This window comes from Austwickia chelonae (assembly GCF_003391095.1).
Lineage (GTDB): Bacteria > Actinomycetota > Actinomycetes > Actinomycetales > Dermatophilaceae > Austwickia > Austwickia chelonae_A.
On record NZ_CP031447.1, the window covers coordinates 3071286 to 3096070 of the forward strand.

Sequence of the window (24785 nt, forward strand, 5' to 3'; positions counted from 1 at the left end):
TCCTTTACGCTGCGCCCTCCCACATACGCGAGAGTGTCTGCCTAGATGTACTGACCCGAGAGGTTGGTCAAGCGGGTGACTGGGGGCTGGTTCCCGCAGGCGGTGTGGGGTCGGTGGTGGTTGTACTCGTGGAGCCATCCTGCCAGGGCGTCGCGGCGTTCGGTCTCTGAAGGGGTAGCAGCGGGCGTAGCCCCAACCGTCGGCCATGGTCCGGTGGAACCGTTCGATCTTGCCGTTGGTCTGCGGCCGGTACGGGCGGGTCCGCTTGGGTGTGATGCCGAGCTCGGCGCAGGTGTCGCGCCACAGGAACGAGACGTACGGCGAGCCGTTGTCGGACAGGACCCGGTGCGTGGTGATGCCGCGGGCGGCGAACCAGCCGACCGCGCGGCGCAGCACCCCGGTGGCGGTGAGCGCGGTCTCGTCGTCGTGGACCTCGGCGTAGGCGACGCGGGAGTGGTCGTCGATGACGGTGTGCACGAACGCGTGACCCATCTTCGGACCGCGGTGGATACTGCGCGGCTTGTCGGGCGTGGCCACGCGGTTCTTCTCGCCTTGCTGGCGGCCGACGTACCGCCACCCGCCGCCATCAGGGATGTTCCCGAACTTCTTGACGTCCACATGAAGCAGGTCACCTGGTGCAGCGTGTTCGTAGCGGCGGACGGGTTCGCCGGTGGCGTCTTGGCCGGCATCGTGTGAGGCCGACTCGGACGGTCGGTCATCGGTTCACCGGCGCGGTACCGCTCGGCCCACCGCTTCACGGTCGGCCACGCGACCTGGAACCGGGCGGCGACCTCGCGGGTCGGGTCGCTGGTCAAGAGCCTGCGGTCCTCGTTCGCCGTGCACCAGGCGACACCGAGGGCATCTGTGATCCGCATCATGGACAGGTGCGCGACCACGAGCGATTCGAGTGCCCAGGTCAGCGCGGCCTTGGTGAGCTTGCTGCGCGGTGTCAGTGAAGCTAGCGTCACGCAACGTCGAGGTCTTCTCTTGGATGAGCGGTGTAGAAACCTTCATCCTCGGAAGGCCTCGACGCCTACCCCGGCATCGACGCGACCACGGTCATGGACCCCACCGAAGCCATCAACGGACGAACTTCGAACATCTCCGTGTCCGCCACTCTCCATCCTTGTCAGGCCATTCCTGAGACATCAGACTGCTCGCCGAGAAGATAATCCGGAACAATTCCGAGAATCACTCGACTCGCCCATCCTCCTCAGAACCCTCCTCAGAATCTATTAGTTTCCTGGCCCTAATCTCACTGAACAATCGCAAAAAACCAAGAATAGCGCCAATAGCTGCAGGAATCACGACATTTCTGATTGAGTCATCGGGCCATATTATCCTATACACTACCACCGCGAAGGCGAAAGCGACAAGGATCAGAATCGCCCGGACTATCTCTACCATCAGAGAGTCTTCGCAAGCTGTCCTACAAACTTCCTTCCAGCCATTCCAGGGATAGCGCCGGCAGCAGCCCCTTTCACACAGTCGAATCCAGGCCTGTCGCTCCCATCGAGCGCTGAACCAACGAGATTACCCACACAGCCAGCGCCAATAGCAGCGCCTATTAGGCCCCCTGGAGCACCACCAAACAGAAGGCCGTACCCAGCACCAATAGCTGCACCCGCGACGCCACCCATAACCGTCAGAGTGATATGCCCCAGGTCATCCCAGAAAGACTCTCCGGTGGGGTCGATCTGGTTGCAGCAGTTGCCGCCGGCGTAGAGGTAGTTGTTCTTTTCTTTGCCGGAGGGGTCGGGGGTGGCGAAGCGGCCGGTGGCGGGGTTGTACCAGCGGACGCCGAATCTGGTGAGGCCGGTGGTTTTGTCGTACAGGCCGCCGGCGTAACGGTGGATGTTGTAGCCGGCCACCGTCCCGGTTTCGGCGGTGGCCCGGGGGACGCCGTACGGGTCGTAGGAGTAAGACCCGATGAGTGCGCCTCCATCGTTGGCCAGGCCGATGATCGTGCCGAGGCGGTCGGTGAGGAACCAGGCCTGCCCTTCGGGAGCGACGTACCCGATGTTGGCCCCTGAGGGGTGGGTGATGTAACGGATGGTCTTGCCGCCCACGTTCTGGCTGGACAGGGCCAAGCCGAGGATGGAGCGGGCGTAGGTGGCCTTGGGTCCGGACAGGAGCTGGTTGTACAGGCCCGGGTTGGTCCCGCTGTACCCGTAGGACAGGGACGCCCCGGCCACGGTCATGGACGTGACATTCCCGACCGCGTCGGTCTGCTGGCCGGTGCGTGCGGGGATGGCGGAGCCTGCAGGTCCACCCGGGGCGTTGATCTCGTTGCCGTTCTTGTCGTAGCTGAAGGCTCCGTGGGTGTTGCTGACCAGCAGGGAGGCCTGGTTGTAGGTCGCAGTCTCGTTCCCGGTGGCGCCGGTGTTCCCGGAGCGGGTCCCTGAGGTGCGGTTACCCATCGGGTCGTAGGCATACCCCCAACTGGCCGGGCTGCCCCCGGTCTCGACCACACCGGTGACCCGGTTCTGGCTGTCGTAGGTGAACGTTTGAGAGGCGCCATTGGCCGGGCCTGGTGTCAGGGAAGGTGCGCGGGTGGACCAGGTCTGCACATTGGTCTGGTCGGTTCCGGCCTTGGAGTAGGTGTATCCCTGGGAGGTGAGCAGGCCACCGGTGTTGTTCGTCTGCGAGGAGATCGCCACGACCCGGCTGGAGGCGTCATAGGCGCGGGATTGGATGACCCCGCCGGGGTAGACCCGCCCGGTCTCCAGGCCGTTGTTGTCATAGGCGAACTTCACGCAGCCGGCCTGGGCTTTGTCGGTCAAGGCCGTTCCGGGAGCGGTGGAGTTCTCCCGGCCCCAGTTGCAGGTCGCACCGTTCAGCGCGATCGAAGCGACCCGCCCGTGCCAGAAGTACTGGTAGGTGGTGGTCGCGCCGGTGTCGTCGGTGTAGGTCGCCAGGTTCCCCTTCGCGTCATAGGTGGCCCTGGTGGACTTACCGGCCACGCTCAGGGAGGTCTGCCGGTTCTGCTTGTCGTAGCTGATGGATGCGCCGTCGTTACCGGTTTGGTTGCCGTCGGCGTCCCAGGTGTCATCGGTCGTCTTCGCGCCGGTCACGGAGGTGATGTGGTCCCGGTTGTCGTAGCGGTACGTCAGGGTGGAGCCCTTGCCGTCCGTGGCGGACTTCACGCGACCGTACCCGTCATAGGTGAAAGTTCGGTTCCCCAACAGGGCAGCGTTCGAGCCGGCTGACTTGGTCAGGTTGCCGTAGGCGTCGTAGGTATTGGTGACCTTCCAGCCGGTGGATTGACCGGCCACGACGGGCTGGGTCGCGGTGCACAGCTGGCCCTTCATGCCGCCGCAGGCGGTGTCCGAACCGGTAGCGCCCTTGACACCCTGATAGGTGTACGTCGTGGTCGCCGCGCCGGCCTTGCCCGCCCCGGCGGTGGAAGAGGTCAGGTTACCGGCCGGGTCCCAGGTCATGCCGGTCTTGTTCCCGGCGGCATCGGTGGCGCAAGTGACCTTGTCCCCGGCTCCGGAACCGTCGGAACCGCATCCGGCCTGGCTGCCGTAGGCCAGCGTGGACGTTGCCCCGGTAGGCATCTTCACCTGGGTGGGGTTGTTGTTGGTGTCCCAGGAGAATTGCACGATGTTGCCACCGGCTCCGCCTCCGGCACCCATCGCGTCGGTGGTCGTGGCGATGTTGTTGTTCGCCGTGAAGGACTGGGACTGTGTGTTGCCGTACGGATCGCGCACGCTGGTGCGCTTCTTGACGGCGTCCAGGGGGTGGAACCAGTGGCCGCCGTTCGGGTCGACCTCTGTGGTCTGGGTCTGGGAGTTGTAGGTGAAACGCCAGGTGTCCTGGCCACCGCCGTCCCGGTCGCGGGCGATACTGATCGCCCGGCCGGAGGAGTCATAGCCGATGCTCAGTTTCGCCCCGCGGGCGGTGGTGATCGAGGCCAACCGGCCACTGGCCTCATAGGCATACCGGGTGGTGTTCCCGTCGGCGTCGGTACTCGTAGCCAGGCGGCCGTTGCCGTCGTAGGTGTAACCCGTCGAGCGGGACTGCCCATCGGTGCCGGTCTGGGTGATCTTGGCTGCCCGCCCACCGGCATAGGTGTACTGCACCTTCCGGCCTGCAGCATCCACGATGACGTTGGTGGTGCCATCGGCGTTGTACCCGAACGCCTGACCGACCCCGTTGGCATCCCAGATGTTGGCCAGCATCCCGGTCTTTCCGAAGTCCATCGTGAGGTGGCTGCTCTGAGCCTTCACCCGGTAGGTGCCATCGCTGTTCTTGGTCAAGGTGCCGTTCAACCCCGGATCGGGTTTGCCGTTGACCCACTTGCTGATGAACCCCGACGGGCCGACGAAGTACACCGTCGCGGCCGGGACATCCTCGACCAGTCGCACATCCGAGCCCACCCCGGACTTCCAGGCCTGTCCGAACGTGCCGGTGGCCTTGGACAGGGAGTTGTACCAGCGGTCCAGCCTCAGCCCGACTCCGGGCGCATTGCTCTTCAGGTCGGTATCACGCACGATCACGTTGCCATTGGCCACGTTGACCGCCAGGGACAGATTCTCCCGGATCGCGAACTCCTCGACCGGGTACCACGACTGCATCCCCACACCAGGGCTGGCGACGTTGAGGTCGGCCAACGCCGGGATGTTGTCGTAGTTGTAGTCGAAGGCCAGGATCGGCGCGTTCAAGTGCCCTGTGGTGGGATCCAACCACCGCTGCCAGGACGAGTTCGACCCCCCGTTGGAACCCTTCAACACGACCGTGGTCGTCGCGGCGTTACCGCCCTGGCGACCCTTCACCGCTGCCGTGATATCCCAGGTGCCCTGCACCTTGCCGTTGTTGCAATAGGTCGGGTTCGTCTTGCCCTTGAACGTCCCGTACGACTGGGTCATGTTCGCCGGCTGGGAGTTCCACGTGAGAGGACGAGAGATCTCGGTGTTCAACACATAGGCGTTGTTGCCCTCGTTCTGGTCACAGGTCACCGCGAACGCCTGGAAAGCGTTGAACGTGGCATACGTGATGTTCTTGCCCACCAGACGGTCGTTGCTGAACTCGAAGAACAGTCTCTTCACGTGCGTGCCGGAGTAGTTGTTGAACCCGGCCGCCTCGTGCGTGCCCCACGCGCTACCAACAGAGCCGGTGTAGTTGGCGTACTCCTGATTCGGGTAGGCCGAATCGACCATGAACCAGCATGTATTCGCCAGATACACCGTCGGATCCAATGACACCGGGAACGTCGTCGACTCATCATCGAGCAGCTCCACCGGCGCCGACAACGCCAACGCCCCACCCTCGACCTTCAACCCCATCGGCTTTTGGGTGTTCCCCATCGCCGGAGCCGGATGCCCCGCCTTGCGACCCGCCTCCGGAGCCGGCGCGTTCCCGGCCCCCGGACGGTCAGAGCGACCCGGCGCCGGGTCCGGGACCGTGGCATCCCACGCGATCGGCGCAGCACCAGCCAACACCTCCTTGCCCTGGCTGTTCTTGACGACGTACCCGCCCTTGCTCCCGGCAAGAGAGCCACCGCTCACATCGGTCTTGACCTTCCACGAACGCACCCTGGGATCCTTGGCCGCCTGACGGTTCTTCACCACCAGCACCTGAGAGAAGGTCGAGGATGTTGCCGTCAACACCAGGTCCACGCCCGGATAAACCTCCGGATAGGTCAGTCGAGGACCATCCGCGTTCGGCTTGGGCAACGCCGCTGGAAAGGTGTACGCCACGCTGACCCCATCACGAGTCAATGACGCCATCCGGGCCCGCTCCACCACCGGAGAACGACATGCCGATCGGGGACACCTTCGGCGACCAGCGGCCATTCCCGTCCTGAGTCAGGGTCGCGTCCACATCTCGCCACGTCCCGCCGACCTTGGCCCGCACCGGAGCGGCCGCGGTCTCTTCCCGGATCGTGCCATCGGGGCGTGCCCACGCCTGAATCGTCTCCGAGGTGTAGGCGGCGATGGGCACCGGCGTATTGTCACGCTGCGCCGCATACATTGCCGCTGCTACCGAGGCCTGTTCCGGGCTCAGTCGGGGCATCGACGTCGACACATACGAATTCCTCGACCATGACTTGGCATCCGCTCCCGGCGGCACCGGGTCGACCAATGGCGCCTGACCCGGCGCGTGAGCCAGAGCTCCGTTCCCTGAGTCAACGGCCGGAACAGCCCACACAGCCGAATTCACCCCAGTCAGCCCTGAGACGACCATCGCCGCCGAAACAACTGCCGAAACCATGCCGCGCCGAGCCATCACCAGACCCCCACACCATGCCAGAAGACGTCACAAAGTACGCCGACGAACCGGACAAGGCCCGTCACTGACACACTTTTCCGCGAAATCCTTTCCCGTCAAGGCAAATCGGAAAAATAGACAAAAACTGACCGTTCCATCTGCAGCCCCGACCACCGACACGGCGCCACCTCATCGACGACGCACGCACTGACCCATGGCAGCCACAGCCCACCAGCCGGTGAGGACTATCCCCGCTGCCTAAATGACGCTGTCGCCCGCCGCCCTCGCAGGCATCGAACTCGTCACCCCCACTCGACCTTCACCCGGCAGAATGCCCCCTGATCCTGCGGTACCTCCTGGCAGAATGACCGTCAGCCAGGAGTCAAAAATTTTCACAATGCGCGACGAGCCCTTCATCTGAATATCAGACTTCCGATCACACTGGCAGCTATCGCACAAACGATTATCATAATGTAGTCGCTTTTGGTGAGCGGAACTCCTTTTTCTCTGGTGAGACCCACAAAATTCGAGAACTTCTTAAGTCTTTCCAGGTGAGACACTATTCCTCCTTTGGCCGTTGAATCACCTTACTTCCTCCGGCTTCAAGCTCCTCGAAAAATAAGCCGGACAACGAGCCCGCCACGCTGCCGCCCCCTGGAGCCAGGGCGCCAACCTGCAGCACGTTAAAGCGCCAGAGCTGCTTGTACCCGTAGCCAGTTGCCGCGCCACTCGATGGACGTCATCCTCAACCGGGCGCGGGCCTAGCGGATTGCTCACTGACCTCGATCACAACCGGCGAGGCCCGAGACCCCCAGCTCCCACGAGAAATACACATCGAGATCTGGCATCTACTCACGGAGCAGTAAGGCACTCCGAAGGGTTGGGGATTTCACTGTCTCTCTCTATTTGTGACCTGCGCCACTAGAGATGCAGTGATGAGTGAGCAAATTTGAAGAGAAGTAGATCGGCCGGAACCGATGGAATTGATCGGCCTGAGTCGCGACATCACCACCACCGGTGAAGCACCAGGGGAAGCCGGACGCGTCAGCCACGCCATATGAAAGACGTGCGCAGACAACTACGGCGTGCGATGCAGCCGCGGCGCGCACACGCCTCGGACATGCGCATCACTGCAATGCGTGATGCGACCGTTGCGCGCGATCCCTCCGGCAAAGTACGCGTCACTGCGGTGGGCAGAAGTGACTGCGGTGGGTCGATGCCACTGCGGTGGCGTCCTGTCACCACCGCAGTCGTGCCTGCCCACCGGAGTCGTCCAAAGCCCACCGCAGTCACCCCGCGCGGGATGCAGTTGCGTGGACCCACATGCCCATGCCCATGCCCATGCCCATGCCCAATCATCCGACCCGCATCACTCTGGACCTCACTGCCAGGGCGACCGTCCTGGACAGTCTGTCCACTCCACAGACCTCAGCAATATCCCTGAAATCTCTTGCTACACAAATAAATTCAGTAGAACACCTCAGCTGCCACCCCTGACACCCCCAGCTCCGACACTTCGACGCGTGCTACAAAGGCAGACGCCCAGCACCGGGTGTCGAGCTTCCAGAGCCCTGCGCCGCTCGCACCCGGCCACTCCGAGCAGAAGAGGCCCCGTGGCGTCACTCACCACCACCGAAGCGGCAGAGCTCACCGGCGTGAAGACGGCAGTCTTCCGCGGTCTCGTGATCTACGCCCGCAAAGACGGCATCGAGCTGGAGAGCCCGCGCGACACCTGGCCGAACCCCCACACCCCCTTGTACGACGAAGAACGCCTCCGCAGCTGGCTCGCCGCACGCGCCCGACCGGACAAAGCCCGCGCCAGCTGATCCCAACGCACCACGCCCAACGCGCCCCTCCGCACCAGCTGACGCCGCCCCAACGCATCACCCCCAACGCACCAGCTGACGCCGACGCACCACCCCCAACACGCCACCCCACAACACCACCCCGGCGCCCCCACTTTTCGCAACACTCGTCACCCGGGCGATTCGTTACACCCTTCCTTGCCGCACAAAGCCGACACTTGGTGTGAAACACATAACCAGTCGGCAGGTCCTGGGTGGCGCCCCGCCCCGGCTCCCTGCCCTCCCCCGCAGGAGGGATCGTGGACCCGGCAGACGACTCGTCACATCGACAGACGAACCTCCCTCCCGCACGCCCCGGCCAAGAAAGAGCCCCCTCATCCGCTCCCCGCAGCCCAGTTCCCCCAGGCCCGGCAGAGCCGCCGAGTCGAGGCGAGCGTCACCGCACACAGCGCAGGAAACAGCTCCTGCGCGTTTTCACCTGGCTCGCCGCCACCACGATGGTCGTCATCCTGCTGCTCCTGGGGTACATCGGCGTCGAATACGTCAACCTCGACCGCGGCCTGAACCGCTCCGACGCCGTCAAAGAAGCCCACGGTGGCGCCGTCCGTGAACCCACCGGCGATGTCAATATCCTGCTGATGGGCCTGGACAGCCGACTGGACCTACGCGGCAATCCGCTCGCCAAGGACGTCTACGACGCGATGCACACCGGCAACAGCACCATCGGCGGCATGAACACCAACGTCCTGATGCTGCTGCATCTGCCGGGAGGCGGCCGCCCTGCCACCGTCATCCAGATCCCCCGCGACGACTTCGTCGACTTCCCCGGCTGCCCCCGCAACAAGTGCGACGGCAAGATCAAAGAAGCCTACAACGCGGCCTTTCAGGCTCGACAGGAAGAACTTCAAGGCATGGCCGGGCTCGGCGACGAGGAGAAACACCGCCAGGCCCGGGATGCTGGCCGGGCACAGTCGATCCGCACGGTCGAGGCCTTCCTGGGCAAGAGCGTCGTCGTCGACCACTTCATCGAGGTCACCATGGTGGCCTTCTACGAGATCGCCCAGGTCGTGCAACCGGTCACGGTCTGTCTCAAACAGGACACCAAGGACAGCTACTCCGGTGCCGATTTCAAAGCCGGCAAACAACAGATCAGCGCTGAACAGGCGATGTCCTTCGTCCGGCAGCGCCGGGACGCCCTCGGCGACACCGCGTTCTCCGATCTGGACCGGGAGCGCCGCCAGCAGGCTTTCATGGCTTCCCTCGCCCACCAGCTGAAGCAGAAGGACACCTTCGTCAACCCCTCCCGGCTCGACGGCCTCATCGGCGTGGCGAAGAAGAATGTCGCGGTCAGCGAAGGCCTCAGCCCGCTGGACCTCGCCCGGCAGGCGAAGCAGCTCACCGACGGGAAGGTCACCTTCTACACCCTGCCCGTCGTGGAATTCTTCACCGACAAGTACGGCAGCTCCGCCAACCGGGTCGATGTGCCCCGCATCCAAGCCACGGTCGCCGAACTTCTCTCTGCGGGGAAGGATGTCCCCGAACCGGCCCCGAGCACTCCCGCCGCCCCCAAGCCGACCGTCTCCGTGGTCAATGCCTCCGGTGTCAATGGCGCAGCGAGCGGGCTGGCCGATGGGTTGGCGTCGGTCGGTTACGGCAAGGGCGGTGTGGGGAATGCGCCCACCATCCAGGTCGGAACCTTCGTCCAGCATGCTCCGGGCGAGGCCGGTCTGGCTGCCACCCTCATCACCCTTCTCGGGCCGGAAGCGACCCCCTTGGAGTCCGATGAGCTGAAATCAGGCACGCTGCGCGTCACCCTGGGCACGAATTTCCGGATGCCGGCAGGCCTCGGCGGGGCCGGATCTCCCGGGACACCGGGCTCGGCAGCACCGTCCTCGACGACGTCCACCCCGGCACCGCTTCCCCCCTCGACAGTGGGCACCGGAGCGAAGAACGAAGACACCTCCGCGACCACGCTCACGGCCCTCTCCGGAGGCGGAATTCCTTGCGTGAAGTGAGAGCCGCCAAGGCCTCGGCGGCTCTGGTCGAGCGTCCCGCCTTGAAGTGCATCCCCTTGCGCACACTGATACCGCCGCATGAGACAGTGTCCACTCGAACACGGCAAGGCTACGCTGCGGCAACAATCGAGTATCGACCGCGCGTACGGCTCGCTTCCGCTGGTCACACCTGAAAAAGTCGCTGTTGACCGGATTCAGGCGACCGATAACCCAGGAGGTGGTCTTGAAACTGCGGGAGGTCCTGAGTGACCCGGAGAAGCGGCGAATCGCAGGGATCATTGCCTTCGTGCTGACCCCCGGCATCGTCGTCGGCCTAGGTATCTGGGGAACGTCGTATGCGATCAGCAGTTCCTTTCCGGAGAAGCCCAGCTGCCAGCCGACGAAGGTGCAAGGTCCGATCCAGAATTCCTTCGTCACCAATGTCGTCAACGCCAGCGATGCCGGCGGTGTGGCCACGGCGGTGTCCAAAGAACTTCCGTTGCGTGACTTCCAGCCCGGCGAGGTCGGCAATGACAACATCATCGAGCGGGCCGGGAAGGTCAGCGGCGTCGGCGAGATCCGTTTCGGACCTCAGGGGTTCGACCAGGCGCTGGTCACCCGCAAATTGTTGATGCCCGACGCGAAGCTCATCAAGGACTTCCGGGATGGCACCACCGTCGACCTGGTCATCGGACCCGATTTCAAGAGTCTGGCCCCGCACGACGGCCCGTTGGTGCGCCGCACCGACGTCGTCGTCAACGTCTACAACACCACCTATTTCGAGGGGCTGGCCGCCAAGACCGCCGAGGGGCTGATCGGTTTCGGTTTCCGTCAGGGCAAGACAGGTCTCGACCCGCAGCGTTCCTGGATCACCGAGATCGCAGCGATCCGATACGGCCCTGACTCGGAAACGGCGGCGAAACTCCTCCAGGAAGCCGTGCCTGGTTCGACCCTGCAACTAGAGGCGGGCAAACCGGGCACCTCCATCGACCTGCTCATCGGGATGAAGTGGGCGGGGCTCGGCCCGGCCGACAAGCTCACCCCGCAGGAGCCGAAGAAACCGCTCGGCCCCATCGAGGTCGAACGCCCCTGCATGAAGTGACTCAGTGGGGTCGTTCCCAGTCGGCGATCGGCCCGGGCCGGACGTCGAACACGGGGTGGGCCCGGGCCGAGACACCGACCAGGGTGGCTGCCCAAGCAGGATCACGGGCGGCGACCTTCGCCGACAGGTGCGCCCATTCGTAGGAGAGCTGCCCGTCGGTCAGTTCCATCCGCAAGGTCGGGTCGGCCAGGAGGACGACCCGGGAACGGTCGAATCGGTATCCCCGGGCGTCAGCGGCATCGGCCAGCCCGTGCAGCCAGGTCGTGATGCCGGCGATCGGGTCGCCCAGCGCCCGAAAACGCTGCAGCTGCGGGTGCGCCCGGTAACCCTTGGTGTGGCCGAGCAACACCTTCTGGGCGAGAAGCCCTTCCCGCCAACCTGCGACCAGCGCAGCACGGTCGAGCTGATCCGGCGACACACTCCACAGACGCATGGTTCGTCAGCTTAGGGCCGTCCGACGGTATCCGTCGGCGCACCGGCCCGATGTCCCCGGTCGACGTCGATTCTCCACACGTCGCCCGCAGCACCCGCTCCGGACGGTTGGCCCTATGTGAGGCATTCCTCATCCACGTACCCCCCTAACGCCCGTCAACTTCTGTTCGCTTGTAGCGTGTCCCTTAGAGCCCCGCGCGTTTTCGGGGTCGCGGTGGCGAGGACGCCGTCAGGTGGTCGTCAGCCCCTTCGACACGCTGGGGACAGCGAGTAGGACCTGCCCAAGCGAGACCACCACACGAAGGGACGGCCGGACGCGATGACCGACACCACCACTCTTTCCATGCAGGGAGACACCACGCACCCCGGGCTTGCCGCCTGGGTACGTGAGATCGCAACGCTGACGCAACCCGAGAGCGTTGTCTGGATCGACGGTTCGGTCGAGGAGAACGAGTGTCTATCGCAGGAACTCGTCGACGCCGGCACCTTCGTCAGACTCGACGACTCCAAGAAGAAGCACTCCTTCTGGTGTGCGTCCAACCCCAGCGACGTGGCACGCGTCGAGGACCGCACCTTCATCTGCTCCGAGAAGGAGGAAGGTGCCGGGTTCACCAACAACTGGATGGCGCCCGCCGAGATGAAGGAGAAGATGACGGAGCTGTACCGCGGCTGCATGCGCGGACGCACCATGTACGTCATTCCCTTCGTGATGGGCCACCTGGAGGCCGACGAGCCGAAGTACGGCGTGGAGATCACCGACTCGGCGTACGTCGTGGTGAACATGCGGATCATGGCCCGCATCGGCACCGCCGTCCTCAAGCAGATGGAACAGACCGACGCCGAGTACGTGAAATGTCTGCACTCGGTCGGTGCCCCGCTGGCTCCCGGCGAGCAGGACGTGCCATGGCCGTGCAGCGAGACGAAGTACATCTCGCACTTCCCGGAGACCCGTGAAATCTGGTCCTACGGCTCCGGTTACGGCGGCAACGCCCTACTGGGCAAGAAGTGCTACGCGCTGCGGATCGCCTCCGCCATCGCCCACGACGAGGGCTGGCTGGCCGAGCACATGCTGATCCTGAAACTGACCTCCCCCGAGGGCAAGACGTACTACATCGCCGGAGCCTTCCCGAGCGCCTGCGGCAAGACCAACCTGGCCATGCTCGAACCGACCATCCCCGGCTGGAAGGCCGAGATGGTCGGCGACGACATCGCCTGGATGCGCTTCGGCAAGGACGGTCGCCTGTACGCCGTCAACCCCGAGTACGGGCTGTTCGGTGTCGCCCCCGGCACCGGCTACGGCACGAACTCCAACGCCATGAAGACCATCGAGCAGGGCAACTCGGTGTTCACGAATGTGGCCCGCACCGACGACGGCGACATCTGGTGGGAGGGCATGACCGACGACAAGCCCGCCCACCTGACCGACTGGAAGGGCCGCGACTGGACCCCGGACAGCGCCGAGAAGTCCGCCCACCCGAACTCGCGGTTCACCACCCCGGCGAAGCAGTGCCCGATGATCGCCGACGAGTACGACGAGCCCAACGGCGTACCGATCGACGCGATCCTCTTCGGCGGACGCCGCGCCACCACCGTCCCGCTGGTCTACCAGTCCCGTGACTGGAACCACGGCACCTTCATCGGGTCGGTGCTCTCCTCGGAGACCACCGCAGCCGCCGCCGGTGCGGTCGGCGTCGTACGTCGCGACCCGATGGCCATGCTGCCCTTCATCGGCTACAACGCCGGTGACTACGTGCAGCACTGGATCGAGATGGGCAAGAAGGGCGGCGACAAGATGCCGGCCGTCTTCCAGGTGAACTGGTTCCGCAAGGACGAGGACGGCAGGTTCGTCTGGCCGGGCTTCGGCGACAACATCCGCGTCCTCAAGTGGGTCGTCGACCGCCTCGAAGGCCGGGCAGAAGGCGTGGAGACCCCGGTGGGCCTGATGCCCAAGCCCGAGGAGCTCGACACCGACGGGCTCTCCCTGACCCCGGAGCAGGTCGCCACCGCGGTGGCCTTCGACGTCGAGGGTTGGCAGAAGGAGATCCCGATGATCGAGGAGTGGTACGCCAAGTTCGGTGACGCCCTCCCCGCCGAATTGCAGGCTGAACTCGAACGGTTGAAGAAGAACGTCGGCTGACGCCGCCTCACGCTGCCCTTCGGTGAGGGCCGGGCATCTCTTCCCCGAGGTGTCCGGCCCTCGCTTCGTCCACTGCTCCCCACCTCCGAGAACGCCGCACGAACGGTGCCCGATGCCGACCAGGGTCAAGACGCCAACGGTCGGTACAGCGGCCCACCCGAGCGTTCTGAACTGTCTTCACGAGCATCCTGGACCAATCAGAGGACGCGACAATCGTTCTCCCGCTCTCACCAGGGAAAAGATAAAAGCCCCGGGCGCTTGTGATTCAGAGGCGGCTCCGGGGCGTTCGGCAGTCACGCTAACATCCGCATATGGATCAGGGCTACACCGCAGATTCCATCGGGATGGCATTATCACCCGCAAGGTTCGCGCCCTTTCTCGAATGGACGGAAAACGACCCAGAACGTGCGCTTCGCTTGTACGAGTGGTCGACTCGAGTGTCTTCAGCTGCATTCGAGACGATCACCCTCACCGAGGCGGCTCTGAGTCATGCCCTGGACCAGGCCCTGAGCAAGCACTACCGCGACGACCTGCGGGGAATCCCCTGGTTCCTGTCCCGACCACCTATGGACGACGACTCCTATCGGCGGATCGAGCAGACTCGGACCAGGCTGCGAAGAGCCGGAAAAGAGGACCGCCACCAGCTGATATCCGGTTTACCATTCCGATTCTGGGTCGGCTTGTTGAACACGAAATATGAAGAACTCTGGCGATCTTCACTGCGCCATGCATTTCCTGGATCAAATGGGACACGCAAACAGGTGGCGCAGAAGCTCGACGCCGTACGCAAGTTCCGCAACCATCTCACGCACCACGAACCGATCCTGAATCTGGACATCCCCTTCGAGATGCAACGGGTCCATGAGCTCGCTTCCTACCTGGGCCCCGAGATCGCCCTGTGGGTCGCCGAGATCGACCGCACCAGCCAGCTCTACGCCGACTGCCCTGAGGTCCCTCTGGATACGGTCGTGGTCGAAGCCCGCAGCGCGTGGACCCTGTACGAACAAGAACACGCCTACGTCTGCCAGGCCGGGCGATGGTTCGGCCCCGTCGACCGCATCGCCTTCTACACCGGACGTGAGATCAAGGCCGACATCCCCCGGATCAGGTACCGCAAGGACAATGTCACCTGGACCGACAGCCACGCCGCGCACCTGCTCGATTCGCAGGACCGCGACGACAAGCGCATCGGCCAGCTCATCCGCGCCTCACGCGATCAGGGCTGGCGAGACGGGAACTACCAGGTCTTCCTCCTCACCCGACCGGGCGAACGCGCCCACCGCCGCCTGGACCACCCCATCAGGCATCGGCCCGCCGGGCGGAATGCGGCCTACACCCGGAAACAGAAGTACGTCTCCCTCCGCTCGCTGGAAACTGCGGACAGTACGGCCGATCTGAGCCAAATCATTGTGCTGCGAAAATCCGAGACGGCACCGGATTCCGCGCCGGAGATTTCTCCAGCTGCGGTCGTCGCCCCCGTTTCGGCGGTTCCTTCGGAAACAGATCTGGCACCGACTGCCCCCGAGCCTGATTCGTCAACGGCGGACAGCACGCCGAACGAGCCCGAAGTCCCCCAGGCACCGGAGCCCGAGGCAGTCCAAGCGGCTCCGGCTCCGGCTCCGGCTCCGGCTCCGGCTCCGGCTCCGGCTCCGGCCAAGCCTGCGACCCCGGTGGAACCGATCGAGACATCGGCACCTCCTGATCCGCGACCGATGCCCCCTCCGACATCAGTGCCCTCCCGCCACAGCGTCCTGCCCTCGTACCTGCTGCCGGCGCAGCCAGCGGCACAGTCGACCGTGATGCCCGAGCAGCCCTTTTCCAGTGCGCCTCGCCCGGATCCCTCCCGGAACGAGCCCTCCCGGCCGGAGACCCCCCGCTACGACCCGCCTCGCTACGAAACACCCCGGTACGAGGCACCTCGGCCGACCTCGCAGCCTTCGTACCTGTCCTCCCCGCCTGCGGATCGGCCTACCCCCCAGCACGCCTACCCACCGGCAGCGCAGACCCCGATGCCACCGACCGTGATGCCCGAGCAGCCCTTTTCCAGTGCGCCTCGCCCGGAGCCCTCCCGGAACGAGCCCTCCCGGCCGGAGACCCCCCGCTACGACCCGCCTCGCTACGAAACACCCCGGTACGAGGCACCTCGGCCGACCCCGCAGCCTTCGTACCTGTCCTCCCCGCCGGTGGATCGGCCTACCCCCCAGCACGCCTACCCACCGGCAGCGCAGACCTCGATGCCACCGACCGTGATGCCCGAACCATTACCCGGCCAGTCGTACCTCACCGAGTTCGAGAGTCGTCGGCAGGTCGACCAGCCGTTGGTTGGTGCTCCCCCGCCACCGCAGCGACAGACTCCGCCGAGCCACTACGAACGGCCCGTCCACCAGGACGTCCACCAGCGGGAGGAGTTCGCCGAGTTCCGGCTCCGTACGGGCCCGTCGTAACAAATGCTCCACCCGGTAGCCCGAATAGCACCACACGTTCAGACCCTGCTCCTTCGCCGCCAGAGCGAGACGAGCAGCCGGGCCGGCCTGTCGGGTCGGCTCACCTCCGCTCAGGGTGAGCCCGCAGGTCAACGGGTTCTCCCGCATCTCGGCGATCAGGAGATCGACATCGACCACGCTTCCGGTGTCGAAAGGCTGGCTCTGCGGATTGTGACACCCTGCGCAACTCAGGTCGCACCCCTGCGCGAAGACGACATACCGCAGGCCGGGCCCGTCGACGATGGAGTCCTGGACCCGGCCGGCAATCCTCATTCTCACGGTCGGGATTCCGCCTCACCAGAAGCCGGGGTCGAGCCGGAACGGCCAAGACTGCGCAGTCCGTGACGGACCCGGTCGCATTCCTCGGCACGCTTGGCATCGTTGAACCGGTCCAGAGTGCCCACCAGGTAACCGGTGATCCGACGGATTCGGTCGAAGGGCGCATCAGGGGTCTCGACGCGGCCGCAACCAGGGCATTCGTCGTCGATACAGCCGGTGTACCCGCAGACCGGATCCAGATCCACCGGGTGATTGATCGACCCGTAGCCGATCCCGCTGGCGTGCATATGCCGCACGATCGCTTCGAAGGCCTCCAGATTCGCGCCAGGATCACCGTCGAGTTCCACATAGGTGATGTGCCCGGCATTGGTCATCTCGTGGTACGGCGCTTCGAGGGTGATCTTGCGTGCCGCCGTGATCTCGTAAGTGACCGGCACGTGGAAACTGTTGGTGTAGTACTCCTTGTCGGTGACGCCCGGGATATCGCCGAAACGGGCCCGGTCCAGCCGGACGAAACGACCGGCCAACCCCTCTGCCGGAGTGGCGAGCAAGGTGAAGTTCAGGCCGCTGCGAGCAGCTTCCTGATCCATCCGCTCCCGCATCCGGCGCACGATCCGCAGCCCGAGCTCCTGCGCTTGGAGAGTCTGCCCGTGATGGCGCCCGATGAGCACGGTCAGGGCCTCGGCAAGGCCGATGAAACCTGCGGAGAGGCTTCCGTGTCTGAGGACCTCGCCGACTTCGTCGTCCGGGCCGAGTTTCTCACTGCCCAACCAGACTCCCTGCCCCATCAGGAAGGGGAAGTTGCGTACCCGTTTGCGGCTCTGGATCTCCAGCCGCTCCCACAGCTGAGCCACGACCAGGTCGAGGGTCTCGTCCAGGAGCGTGAAGAAGTCCTCGTGGTTCCCCTCGGCGACCAGCGCGAGACGAGGAAGATTGATGCTGGTGAACGACAGGTTTCCGCGTCTGTTGCAGACCTCCTGATCGGCATCGTGGACATTGCCGATGACGCGGGTGCGGCATCCCATGTAGGCGATCTCGGTCTCGGTGCGGGCCGGGTCGTAGTGGGCGGCGTTGAAAGGCGCGTCCTGGAAGGAGAAGTTCGGGAAGAGCCGCTTCGCGCTGCACCGGCAGGCCAATCGGAAAAGGTCGTAGTTCGGGTCGCCCGGGTCGAAGTTGACCCCCTGTTTCACCCGGAAGATCTGGATGGGGAAGATCGGGGTTTCACCGTTGCCCAGCCCGGCCTCGGTCGCCGCGAGCAGGGCCCGGATCACCAGTCGCGCCTCCGGGGAGACGTCGGTGCCGTAGTTGATGGAGGAGAACGGCGTCTGGGCTCCGGCCCGGGAGTTCATCGTGTTGAGGTTGTGGATGAGAGCTTCCATCGCCTGGTAGGTGGCCCGTTCGGTGTCCCGGAAGGCTTCCGAGGCGGCGAATTCCTGGGCTGCACGGACTGCAGCGTCGTCGATGCCGTCGAGGTCCGGTTCCACAGTGCCTTCGTCGGCGCGGTTCTCGACGAGTTGGGCGTAGATCTGCTCGATCAGGGCCTGTCGCTCCTGATCGATCTGCCCGGCGGCCGGTTCCAAGGCCGGGCGCAGCGCCCGAGCCGTTTCCAGGACGCCCAGCGCACGGAGAGCGATCTGCTCCCAGTCGTAACGGTCCAGGCCTGGTGCGGGAGCCCGCAGGGTCAGGGCACGGGTCAGGTTCTCCCGGTAGCTGCGGGCGTAGGTGAGCCGGACCCCGTCGGCCATGACCCGGTCGAAGTCGGGGATCGACTGCCCGCCGTGCTGGTCGTTCTGGTTGGACTGGATGGCGATGCAGGCGAGCGCCGCGTAGGAGGCGATGCTCTGGGGTCGGCGCAGGACGCCGTGTCCGGTGGAGAATCCGCCGTCGAAGAGGGTCCGTAGATCGATCTGGCAGCAGGTGGTGGTGAGGGTGAGGAAGTCGAGGTCGTGGATGTGGATGTCGCCGTCGATGTGGGCTTTGGCGTGGTCGGGGTCGACGATTCTGAGGAGGTTGAAGTGTTTGGCGCCTTCGGAGCCGTATTTGAGCATGGCGCCCATGGCGGTGTTGGCGTCGACATTGGCGTTTTCGCGTTTGACGTCGCTCTCGGCTGCTGAGGTGTGGGCGATTTCCTCGAAGGCTCGCATGAGGGGGGCGTCGTGGTCGAGGTCGTCGCTGGTGATGGGTGTTGCGGTGACGGTGTCGATCGACATGTGCGCTCCTCGCGGGCCGGGGCACGGGTGCGCGGGAGTGGTCGAGGGCAGGGCGGTTCCCTGTTTCGACCGGGCCCACCCGCGAGGCCTGTGCCGGACACCGGGACTGGTTGCCCCGGGTGTCGGCAGGTCTTCGGACTGGAGAGCATTCCGGTGGTTCCCGGTTTTCCTACTGGGCGGCGCTTCCCGGCCTGGGCCAGTGCGTCTGCCGCTTGTCGTTCTCTCTCACCGCTGCGGGGCAGTTCCGGATTCTCACCGGATTCCCTTTTGCTTCGCGCCGTTCCGGTGTGGTGGTGGGTGGGATGACCTCGCCGCAACACAGAAATAGCCACTACATGTAGTGGTGTTCGGCGCGAACCGACACAAGGGGTAGCTTATGCGGTCCTGCGACCGCATCACGAATCGACACCCCACTGTGGACAGTTCGCCCAGACCGCCCACGCCACCCCAAGTCTGTGAGGAAGTCATGAAAGGACCTGGACACATGTCATGATCGAAGCGGCCGGCCCAGTGGAGAAGGAGGAACATGTGAGCGCGCCATTCCAGGTCGACCTTCGAGGCATCGTCGATCTGCTGAGCCATCACCTCTACTCCGGACCTCGGGTCTACCTACGGGAACTGACCCAGAATGCGGCCGATGCCCTGACCGCACGGGTCCTGCGCGAGCCGGAGACGGCCAAGAGCACGCCCCCACGAATCACCATCACGCCCGCCGATGTCTCACCCGACGGACGTTTCCATCTCGACGACAATGGCGTCGGGCTGACCCGTGAGGACATCGACCGTTTCCTGGGGGCATCGGCAGCTCCTCGAAACGGGGAGAGTGCGCGCCGGCCCAGAAACCCTTCATCGGCCATTTCGGGATCGGACTGCTCGCGTGCTTCCTGGTCTCGGACACCATCGAGCTGCGCACCCGGCATGACGACGACCCGACCTGGCGGTGGACGGCCCACAGCAGCGGCACCTACTCGGTGGCCGAATCCGATCTGCCTCGCATCGAACGCGGCACCGTGGTCAGCCTGGAAGCCCGCCCCGAACATGCCCATCTGGTTCGAGAGGACGCCGTCCGAGAACTGATCCACGAGTTCGCGGCCTACCTTCCCCACGAGATCGTCCTGCACACCGCGGCCGGGCCCGAGACGATCACCCGTCGCCGGTTCCCCTGGAATCCCGACGCACGAGGACGCCAGGGCGGCTCGGGACTGTGCCGAAGAGCCGAAGTCACCGACCTGTGCAACGACCTCCTGGGGTTCTCCCCCTTGGACTGGATCGACCTGACCGACCCGGAGACGGGCCTGCGAGGCGTCGCCTATCTCCTGCCGCACCCGGCGGGGCAGCACGGGTCACATCACGTCTACGCCGACCGCCTGTTGGTCAGCGACCGCTGCGAGTCCCTCCTCCCACGTGGGCGGTCTTCGCCCAGGCCGTGGTCGACGCCGAGAACCTTCCCCTCACCGCGAACCGTGAGGGATTGCACGAAGGTGAGTTGCTGCAACGGACCCGCGAACGTCTCGGCGGGCAGATCCTGTCCTGGCTGACCCGGACCGCCCAGACCAACCCTTCCCGCATCCGCGCCTTCCTGGATGTCCATGAACTCACCGTGAAATGTCTGGCCACCGCCCACGAAGACCTGCTGGACGCCGTCTGTAAATGGTTGACCTTCGAGTCGACCCTGGGCCCGTGACCTGCCGCAGTTCGCCGAGAAATGCCACGTCCTCCGGTATGCAGCCACAGTCGACGACTTCCGCCAACTGGCCCCAGTGGAGAGCGCCCAGGGGTCCTCCCTGCTGAAGGCGGAGGAACCCACGAGGACGCCTTGATCCTCCGCTATGCACAGTTGACCGGAGTGCCCACCAATTGGTGCATCCCACGTCCTTGCTGACGGCTCTGGACACCCCTTCCCCGGGAGAGGAATCCTCCTACCTGCCATTGTTGGACCTGGCCGGGCGGGTCCTCGACCGGCCGGATGCGACATGGTGGTGCGCTCCTTCTCCCCCGCAGCGGTTCCTGCGCTGCTGCTCTCCGATCGGAGGAGCCCGATCGAGTTCCTGCCGGAATCCCGCGAGCAAGCCCGATGACGGAGCCTGGACGGAGCTGCTCGGCAGCCCTGCAGGCCGACACGGAACGCCCCCAGTTCGGTCCTGAACTCCCGCAACGAAAGCATCCGCTCGCTGCGGGACTGCGACGACCCTGCGCTGCAGGCCTCGATCATCGAATCCCTCTACGCCTACGCCCTGGTCATCGGGCATCAACCCGTTACGCCCGTACGAGTCCGCTCTCGTGTCCAGAGCGCTACCGCACCTGGTCCCTTGGCCATGGACACCGGGGAGGGCGCGTGATTGGCCGAGGCCGCAGAGGTGTGCGCGGCCTTGGAAGAGGTCGCTCGCCTGCCGCATGGCCAGGAGCGATGCAGCAGGCCGAACGCGCAGTGCGCTCGCCGATGCCACCGCTGACCTGTCCTGGCAGGTTCGCGCTCGCACGCATTTGGCCACCAGCTATGCCTTCGGCGACCCGGGAAAACACGAATTGGCCTTAACGGTATGGCAGCTCAAGGCACTGGATGAGGCTGGGACGGTCTTCCCCCCCGAACTGGAACGTCAGATCCTGCGGCAGTTGAAATGGTCGTTGAGCCGGATGCGCGAGCTACCGGATGTCCCGCTGCCCACGATCCGACAGACCTACGACGAAGCCGAACGACGTTTCCGCGAGGCCGGAGCCGGACGTCATGCCATGACTCTGCTCCGCGCACAGCTCGCCACGGACGTGGAACCCCCGACCAGGTCGAATCGGCTGTCGAGCTGTGGCGCGCCCAACCCCGGGATGACCTGTCCGACTGTTACGCCTGTTGCGCCCGGGCGGAGGCCGAGTTCTTCGCCTCGCGCGGAGACACCGATCGTGCGCTGCGCACCCTGCAGGGTGTGCTGGCCGGGCGGATCGGCTGCGTCGATGAGCCTGCGCTGTCCCAGTCCTTGTCCTTGGGATGGCTGCTGCGCGCAGGAAGACTCGAAGAGGCTGTGCAGGCCCATGTCCGATCGTGGCAGCAATGCCGCCACCGGCCTGCTCAGGCCGAGGTCGCAGCCCGCACCTTCCTCTTCCTGGTGCACACGGGACGCCCGGAGCGGGCCTGGCAGCTGTTGCGCCCCCGGCTTCCTTGGGTGGAGGAGATGCGCAGCCCTCGTCGGCGGATGGAGTTCGCCGCAGTCTCCGCGACGGTGCTGGCCGCGGCCCGGGAGGGCGGAGGGATCGACGACGACAGCTGGGAGACGACCTGGGCTGCCGAGTGCGACCGGCTGCGGGAGCTGGCCGAGACTTTGTCCGCCGCCTTCGATACCCGTAACGGCAACACCAATGTGTCCTCGGCGTTGGAGGCTTTCGTCGCTCTAGGCCGTGATGTCACCGCCGTCGGCGTCGCTGAGGCACCTGTCGAGGCCACCCGCCGGGCTCAGTTCTCCGAGGAGTCTGCCGAGGGGCTCTCCGAAGCTGAGCAGAGCCGTTCGGATCGGACGCTGCCGGAGGGGCTGATCGCGTGGCGTGCCCGGGTGCAGGCGGCATTGAACACCTTTGACGAGGCCTACGATCGCCTCATCGAGACCTGGCACGACACCCGGGACGAACAACCAGAACCTGGCACTCCGGCCGAATTCGCTGCCGCCGCCTACCTGGACCGACGGGTGATTCCCGCGCCGGACGAGGACACCGCTGACCCGTTGCGGGAACACCAGGATGCCCAGTCGGCCCGGCGGGCGTGGTTGGAACGGGCGGAGGCCGAGGCGCTCTGCGGCGACGAGCCGGGATTGTCCGCACGGATCGGGGTCGAGCTCGCGTTGTACGACATGCCCGAGGACCGGGAGATCTGGGAGGCGGCCGGCGAGGCTGCTTCGGCAATCCCGATGGGAGACCCTCATCGGGGGCCCGCATTGGCGGTCCTGGGTGATCATCCTGAGCCGCGGGTTGCCGCGCTGTGGCTGGAGCGGTCCGCGGAGGCTTTCGCCATGACCGGCGAGCGCGCCTGGCAAGGTCATGTGCTGGGGCGTGCCGCCTGGCAGCAGCTGGGTTTTGACCTGTCGGCGGCGGAGAACTCCAGCCGGGTGGCCTTGTCCTTGCTCACCGCGGCGGGTGCGCCGGGGCACACGCTGAGTCTGCCCCGGGTCGTCCTGGGTCTGGCGTTGTCCGCCCAGGGGCGTCCGGAGGAGGCGGTGGAGCCCCTGCGGGCAGCAGTTCGTGAGGCTCATGAGCGTGGCGAGCCTGCTTTGGCGCCTGCTGCTTTGGAGCTGTGCTCGGCGTTGACCTATCTGGGTGCGTGGACGGAGCTGTTGACTGTGGCGCGGCGCACCGTGACAGAGGTCGCCGATCTGGGTCCGACCTATCTGGCGGCGGCTCGCCGCTATCTGGGGATGGCGCTCTTGGAGTCGGATCGTCCGCATGAGGCCGCGCTGGTGTTGGAGGAGGCGCTGCCGGTGTTGCGGGCGGAGTCCTCGCCGTCCCTTGGCGCCGCCGCGTGGGCGCTGGCCGGGGCCTTGCGGCGGGTCGATGATCTGTCCGGGGCCTTGGAGGTCTACCGGTTGGGTGCGCAGGCGTTCAGTGCCGGTGAGCATTTCGTCGAGGCGGCGCGCTGTCTGGAGTCAGCAGGCGAGCTGACCTGGCAGGTGCATTCGGCCCGGGCCGCGGTTCCGGTCTTCGAGGAAGCTGCTCAGTCGGCTCGGCGGGGGAACGATCCCAGTCTTTTCCTCAGTGCCCGGCGGAATCGGGCTGCGGCGCTGGCTCAGTACGACTTGCAGGACGGGTTGGCGGCATTGTCCTCCTGTCAGGACGAGATCCAGGTGTTCTTCAAGGAGCCTCAGGCCGGGGGGATGAGTTACGACGCGACCTTGCTCTCGTTGAGTCTTCTCCTCCAGGGCGGCAGATTGGCTGCCGACCGGGGCGAGTGGCAGTTGTCCTTCTCCTATGTCGACCGGGCCGAGGCCTTGGCTGCGGAGGCCGGGCGGGCAGGGATCTGCGCAGAGGCGAGGTCCTTGCGTGCCTTGGCGCTTTCCCGACGGGTCACGCCGATGAGGCCGAGCGTTTGCTGCGGGAGAACCTTCCGGTGCTGGCCGACGGGATGTTGTCGAATGCACGGATCGATGCGGCCCGGGTTCTGGCGACCTTGTTGAATGACACCGGGCGTGGCGATGAGGGCGAGAAGATCTGGGCGCAGTACGGCCCCCATCCGGTGTGATCGGGTTTCGATGGCTGTGGCCGGTAGGTTGACCCGTTCGGGCGCTCTTGCGCCGAGCTGGCCCGTTGCGTCCACGGTTCACTCTGTGATTTCGTGAAGCTTGTGGCTCCAGGAAGACGATTTTTCGGTTTCGCCTGGTGCGCGAGCGGGTTGATCGGGATGCTGGCGCAGCTGGTGGCTTTGCGTGCCTGGCCGCGGCCCTATTCCTGGAATATCAACTACATCAGCGACTTGGGCATGCGCAGCTGCGGGAAGATCATTGACGACGCCGGTGCGGCTCGGTGGGTCTGTTCCCCTGGGCATGAGATGTTCAACATGGGCTTGATCGTGGCCGGGCTGCTGCTGGCGGCCGGGGCTGCTTCGATGCTGCGGCGTCGGCGTGGCGAGTGGGATGTCTGGCCGTTCTTCGTCCTGAGCGGGCTGGCCTTGGTCGTGACGGCGCTGGTACCTGCGGACGAGCATCTCCTGGCCCATGATCTTGCGGCCTTGGCCCAGGTGGTGCTGCAGTGGGCGGGAATGTTGGCGCTGGCCCGCCCCCGGACGGCAGCGGCGGTGTGGCCGCGGATGTCACCGACCTTGAGCGTGGTGACCTGGTCGGTCCTGGCGTTGTCGATCGTGTCCTACGGGGCTTTCCTGCTCTCCCATGTGGGGGGTGACCTGTTGGGTCTGCGCCTGGGGACGTGGGAGCGGTTGTCCACGGACAGTCTGTCGCTGTGGATCTTGTTGGCAGGTGCCTCCGTCTTGGTGGATCTGGCCATGCCTCGTGCTCGGATCAAGGCTCATCCGTCGATGGAGAAGGCCTGACCTCGACTTCGAGGATGTGGTGTGGGGCCGGTTCCCGCCTCACGAGAGAACCGACCCCACCTGGGCTCTCGCCCTCGGCACTTCCCTCGCCTGTGGAAGCGCCTCCCCTCT

Annotated in this window: 13 protein-coding genes, 1 pseudogene and 1 riboswitch; of the genes and pseudogenes, 8 read left to right on the forward strand and 6 right to left on the reverse strand. The window is 65.4% G+C overall.

Features of this window, described 5'->3' with window-relative positions; genetic code table 11:
• Positions 1-41: 41 nt before the first annotated feature.
• The 3 genes and pseudogenes from DX923_RS13505 to DX923_RS13525 form a co-directional block, all read right to left on the reverse strand.
• Positions 42-878, reverse strand: a pseudogene (locus DX923_RS13505) (IS481 family transposase).
• 528 nt (positions 879-1406) lie between these two features.
• Entirely contained in the window at positions 1407-5732 is a 4326-nt protein-coding gene (locus DX923_RS13520) for an RHS repeat domain-containing protein (protein WP_116115647.1), read from the reverse strand.
• A complete protein-coding gene (locus DX923_RS13525) occupies positions 5713-6030 on the reverse strand; it encodes a hypothetical protein (protein ID WP_116115648.1) in 318 nt (105 codons plus the stop codon). Before DX923_RS13525 ends, DX923_RS13520 begins: the two co-directional genes overlap by 20 nt.
• 1796 nt (positions 6031-7826) lie before the next feature.
• Here DX923_RS13525 and DX923_RS13530 point away from each other — a divergent pair.
• The 3 genes from DX923_RS13530 (at position 7827) to DX923_RS13540 (ending at position 11114) form a co-directional block, all read left to right on the forward strand.
• Positions 7827-8039, forward strand: a complete 213-nt coding sequence (locus DX923_RS13530; protein WP_116115649.1) for a hypothetical protein — start codon at positions 7827-7829, stop codon at positions 8037-8039.
• Positions 8040-8515: 476 nt separating this feature from the next.
• Positions 8516-10033: an LCP family protein gene (locus DX923_RS13535; RefSeq protein WP_162872995.1), complete on the forward strand. Its 1518-nt coding sequence runs from the start codon at positions 8516-8518 to the stop codon at positions 10031-10033.
• A 223-nt stretch (positions 10034-10256) separates the two neighbouring features.
• Positions 10257-11114: a LytR C-terminal domain-containing protein gene (locus tag DX923_RS13540; protein ID WP_162872996.1), complete on the forward strand. Its 858-nt coding sequence runs from the start codon at positions 10257-10259 to the stop codon at positions 11112-11114.
• Position 11115: 1 nt separating this feature from the next.
• On the opposite strand, the gene DX923_RS13545 is transcribed toward DX923_RS13540, so the two are convergent.
• A complete protein-coding gene (locus DX923_RS13545; protein ID WP_116115652.1) occupies positions 11116-11547 on the reverse strand; it encodes a pyrimidine dimer DNA glycosylase/endonuclease V in 432 nt (143 codons plus the stop codon).
• Between the two features lie 318 nt (positions 11548-11865).
• Between DX923_RS13545 and DX923_RS13550 the strand changes: the two genes are divergently transcribed.
• Complete coding sequence (locus DX923_RS13550) at positions 11866-13683, forward strand: phosphoenolpyruvate carboxykinase (GTP) (protein ID WP_116115653.1); 1818 nt, start codon at positions 11866-11868, stop codon at positions 13681-13683.
• A gap of 2261 nt (positions 13684-15944) precedes the next feature.
• On the opposite strand, the gene DX923_RS13565 is transcribed toward DX923_RS13550, so the two are convergent.
• Positions 15945-16439 (reverse strand): 4Fe-4S single cluster domain-containing protein, encoded by a 495-nt coding sequence (locus tag DX923_RS13565; RefSeq protein WP_116115654.1) that lies wholly within the window; start codon positions 16437-16439, stop codon positions 15945-15947.
• A 2-nt stretch (positions 16440-16441) separates the two neighbouring features.
• The gene (locus DX923_RS13570; protein ID WP_116115655.1) at positions 16442-18655 is read right to left on the reverse strand and encodes an anaerobic ribonucleoside triphosphate reductase; all 2214 of its coding nucleotides are present in this window, start codon (positions 18653-18655) and stop codon (positions 16442-16444) included.
• A 107-nt stretch (positions 18656-18762) separates the two neighbouring features.
• A riboswitch (cobalamin riboswitch) is annotated at positions 18763-18986 on the reverse strand.
• Between the two features lie 197 nt (positions 18987-19183).
• On the opposite strand from DX923_RS13570, the gene DX923_RS16325 reads away from it, so the two are divergent.
• From DX923_RS16325 to DX923_RS13590, 4 genes are all read left to right on the forward strand, one after another.
• Positions 19184-19732 (forward strand): hypothetical protein, encoded by a 549-nt coding sequence (locus DX923_RS16325; RefSeq protein WP_162872997.1) that lies wholly within the window; start codon positions 19184-19186, stop codon positions 19730-19732.
• Positions 19733-20081: 349 nt separating this feature from the next.
• The gene (locus DX923_RS13580) at positions 20082-20339 is read left to right on the forward strand and encodes a hypothetical protein (protein ID WP_116115657.1); all 258 of its coding nucleotides are present in this window, start codon (positions 20082-20084) and stop codon (positions 20337-20339) included.
• 934 nt (positions 20340-21273) lie between these two features.
• Positions 21274-23805 carry a hypothetical protein gene (locus DX923_RS13585; protein ID WP_116115658.1) on the forward strand — a complete coding sequence of 844 codons (2532 nt, stop codon included), beginning with the start codon at positions 21274-21276 and terminating at the stop codon, positions 23803-23805.
• A gap of 158 nt (positions 23806-23963) precedes the next feature.
• Positions 23964-24674 (forward strand): DUF998 domain-containing protein, encoded by a 711-nt coding sequence (locus tag DX923_RS13590; protein ID WP_162872998.1) that lies wholly within the window; start codon positions 23964-23966, stop codon positions 24672-24674.
• The last annotated feature ends 111 nt before the right edge of the window (positions 24675-24785 follow it).

Coding starts and splice junctions, on each gene's coding strand:
- DX923_RS13520 (WP_116115647.1), bottom strand. CDS start 5,732: ATGGCGTCATTGACTCGTGATGGGGTCAGCGTGGCGTACACCTTTCCA.
- DX923_RS13535 (WP_162872995.1), top strand. CDS start 8,516: ATGGTCGTCATCCTGCTGCTCCTGGGGTACATCGGCGTCGAATACGTC.
- DX923_RS13545 (WP_116115652.1), bottom strand. CDS start 11,547: ATGCGTCTGTGGAGTGTGTCGCCGGATCAGCTCGACCGTGCTGCGCTG.
- DX923_RS13550 (WP_116115653.1), top strand. CDS start 11,866: ATGACCGACACCACCACTCTTTCCATGCAGGGAGACACCACGCACCCC.
- DX923_RS13565 (WP_116115654.1), bottom strand. CDS start 16,439: ATGAGGATTGCCGGCCGGGTCCAGGACTCCATCGTCGACGGGCCCGGC.
- DX923_RS13570 (WP_116115655.1), bottom strand. CDS start 18,655: ATGTCGATCGACACCGTCACCGCAACACCCATCACCAGCGACGACCTC.
- DX923_RS13585 (WP_116115658.1), top strand. CDS start 21,274: ATGGTCGTTGAGCCGGATGCGCGAGCTACCGGATGTCCCGCTGCCCAC.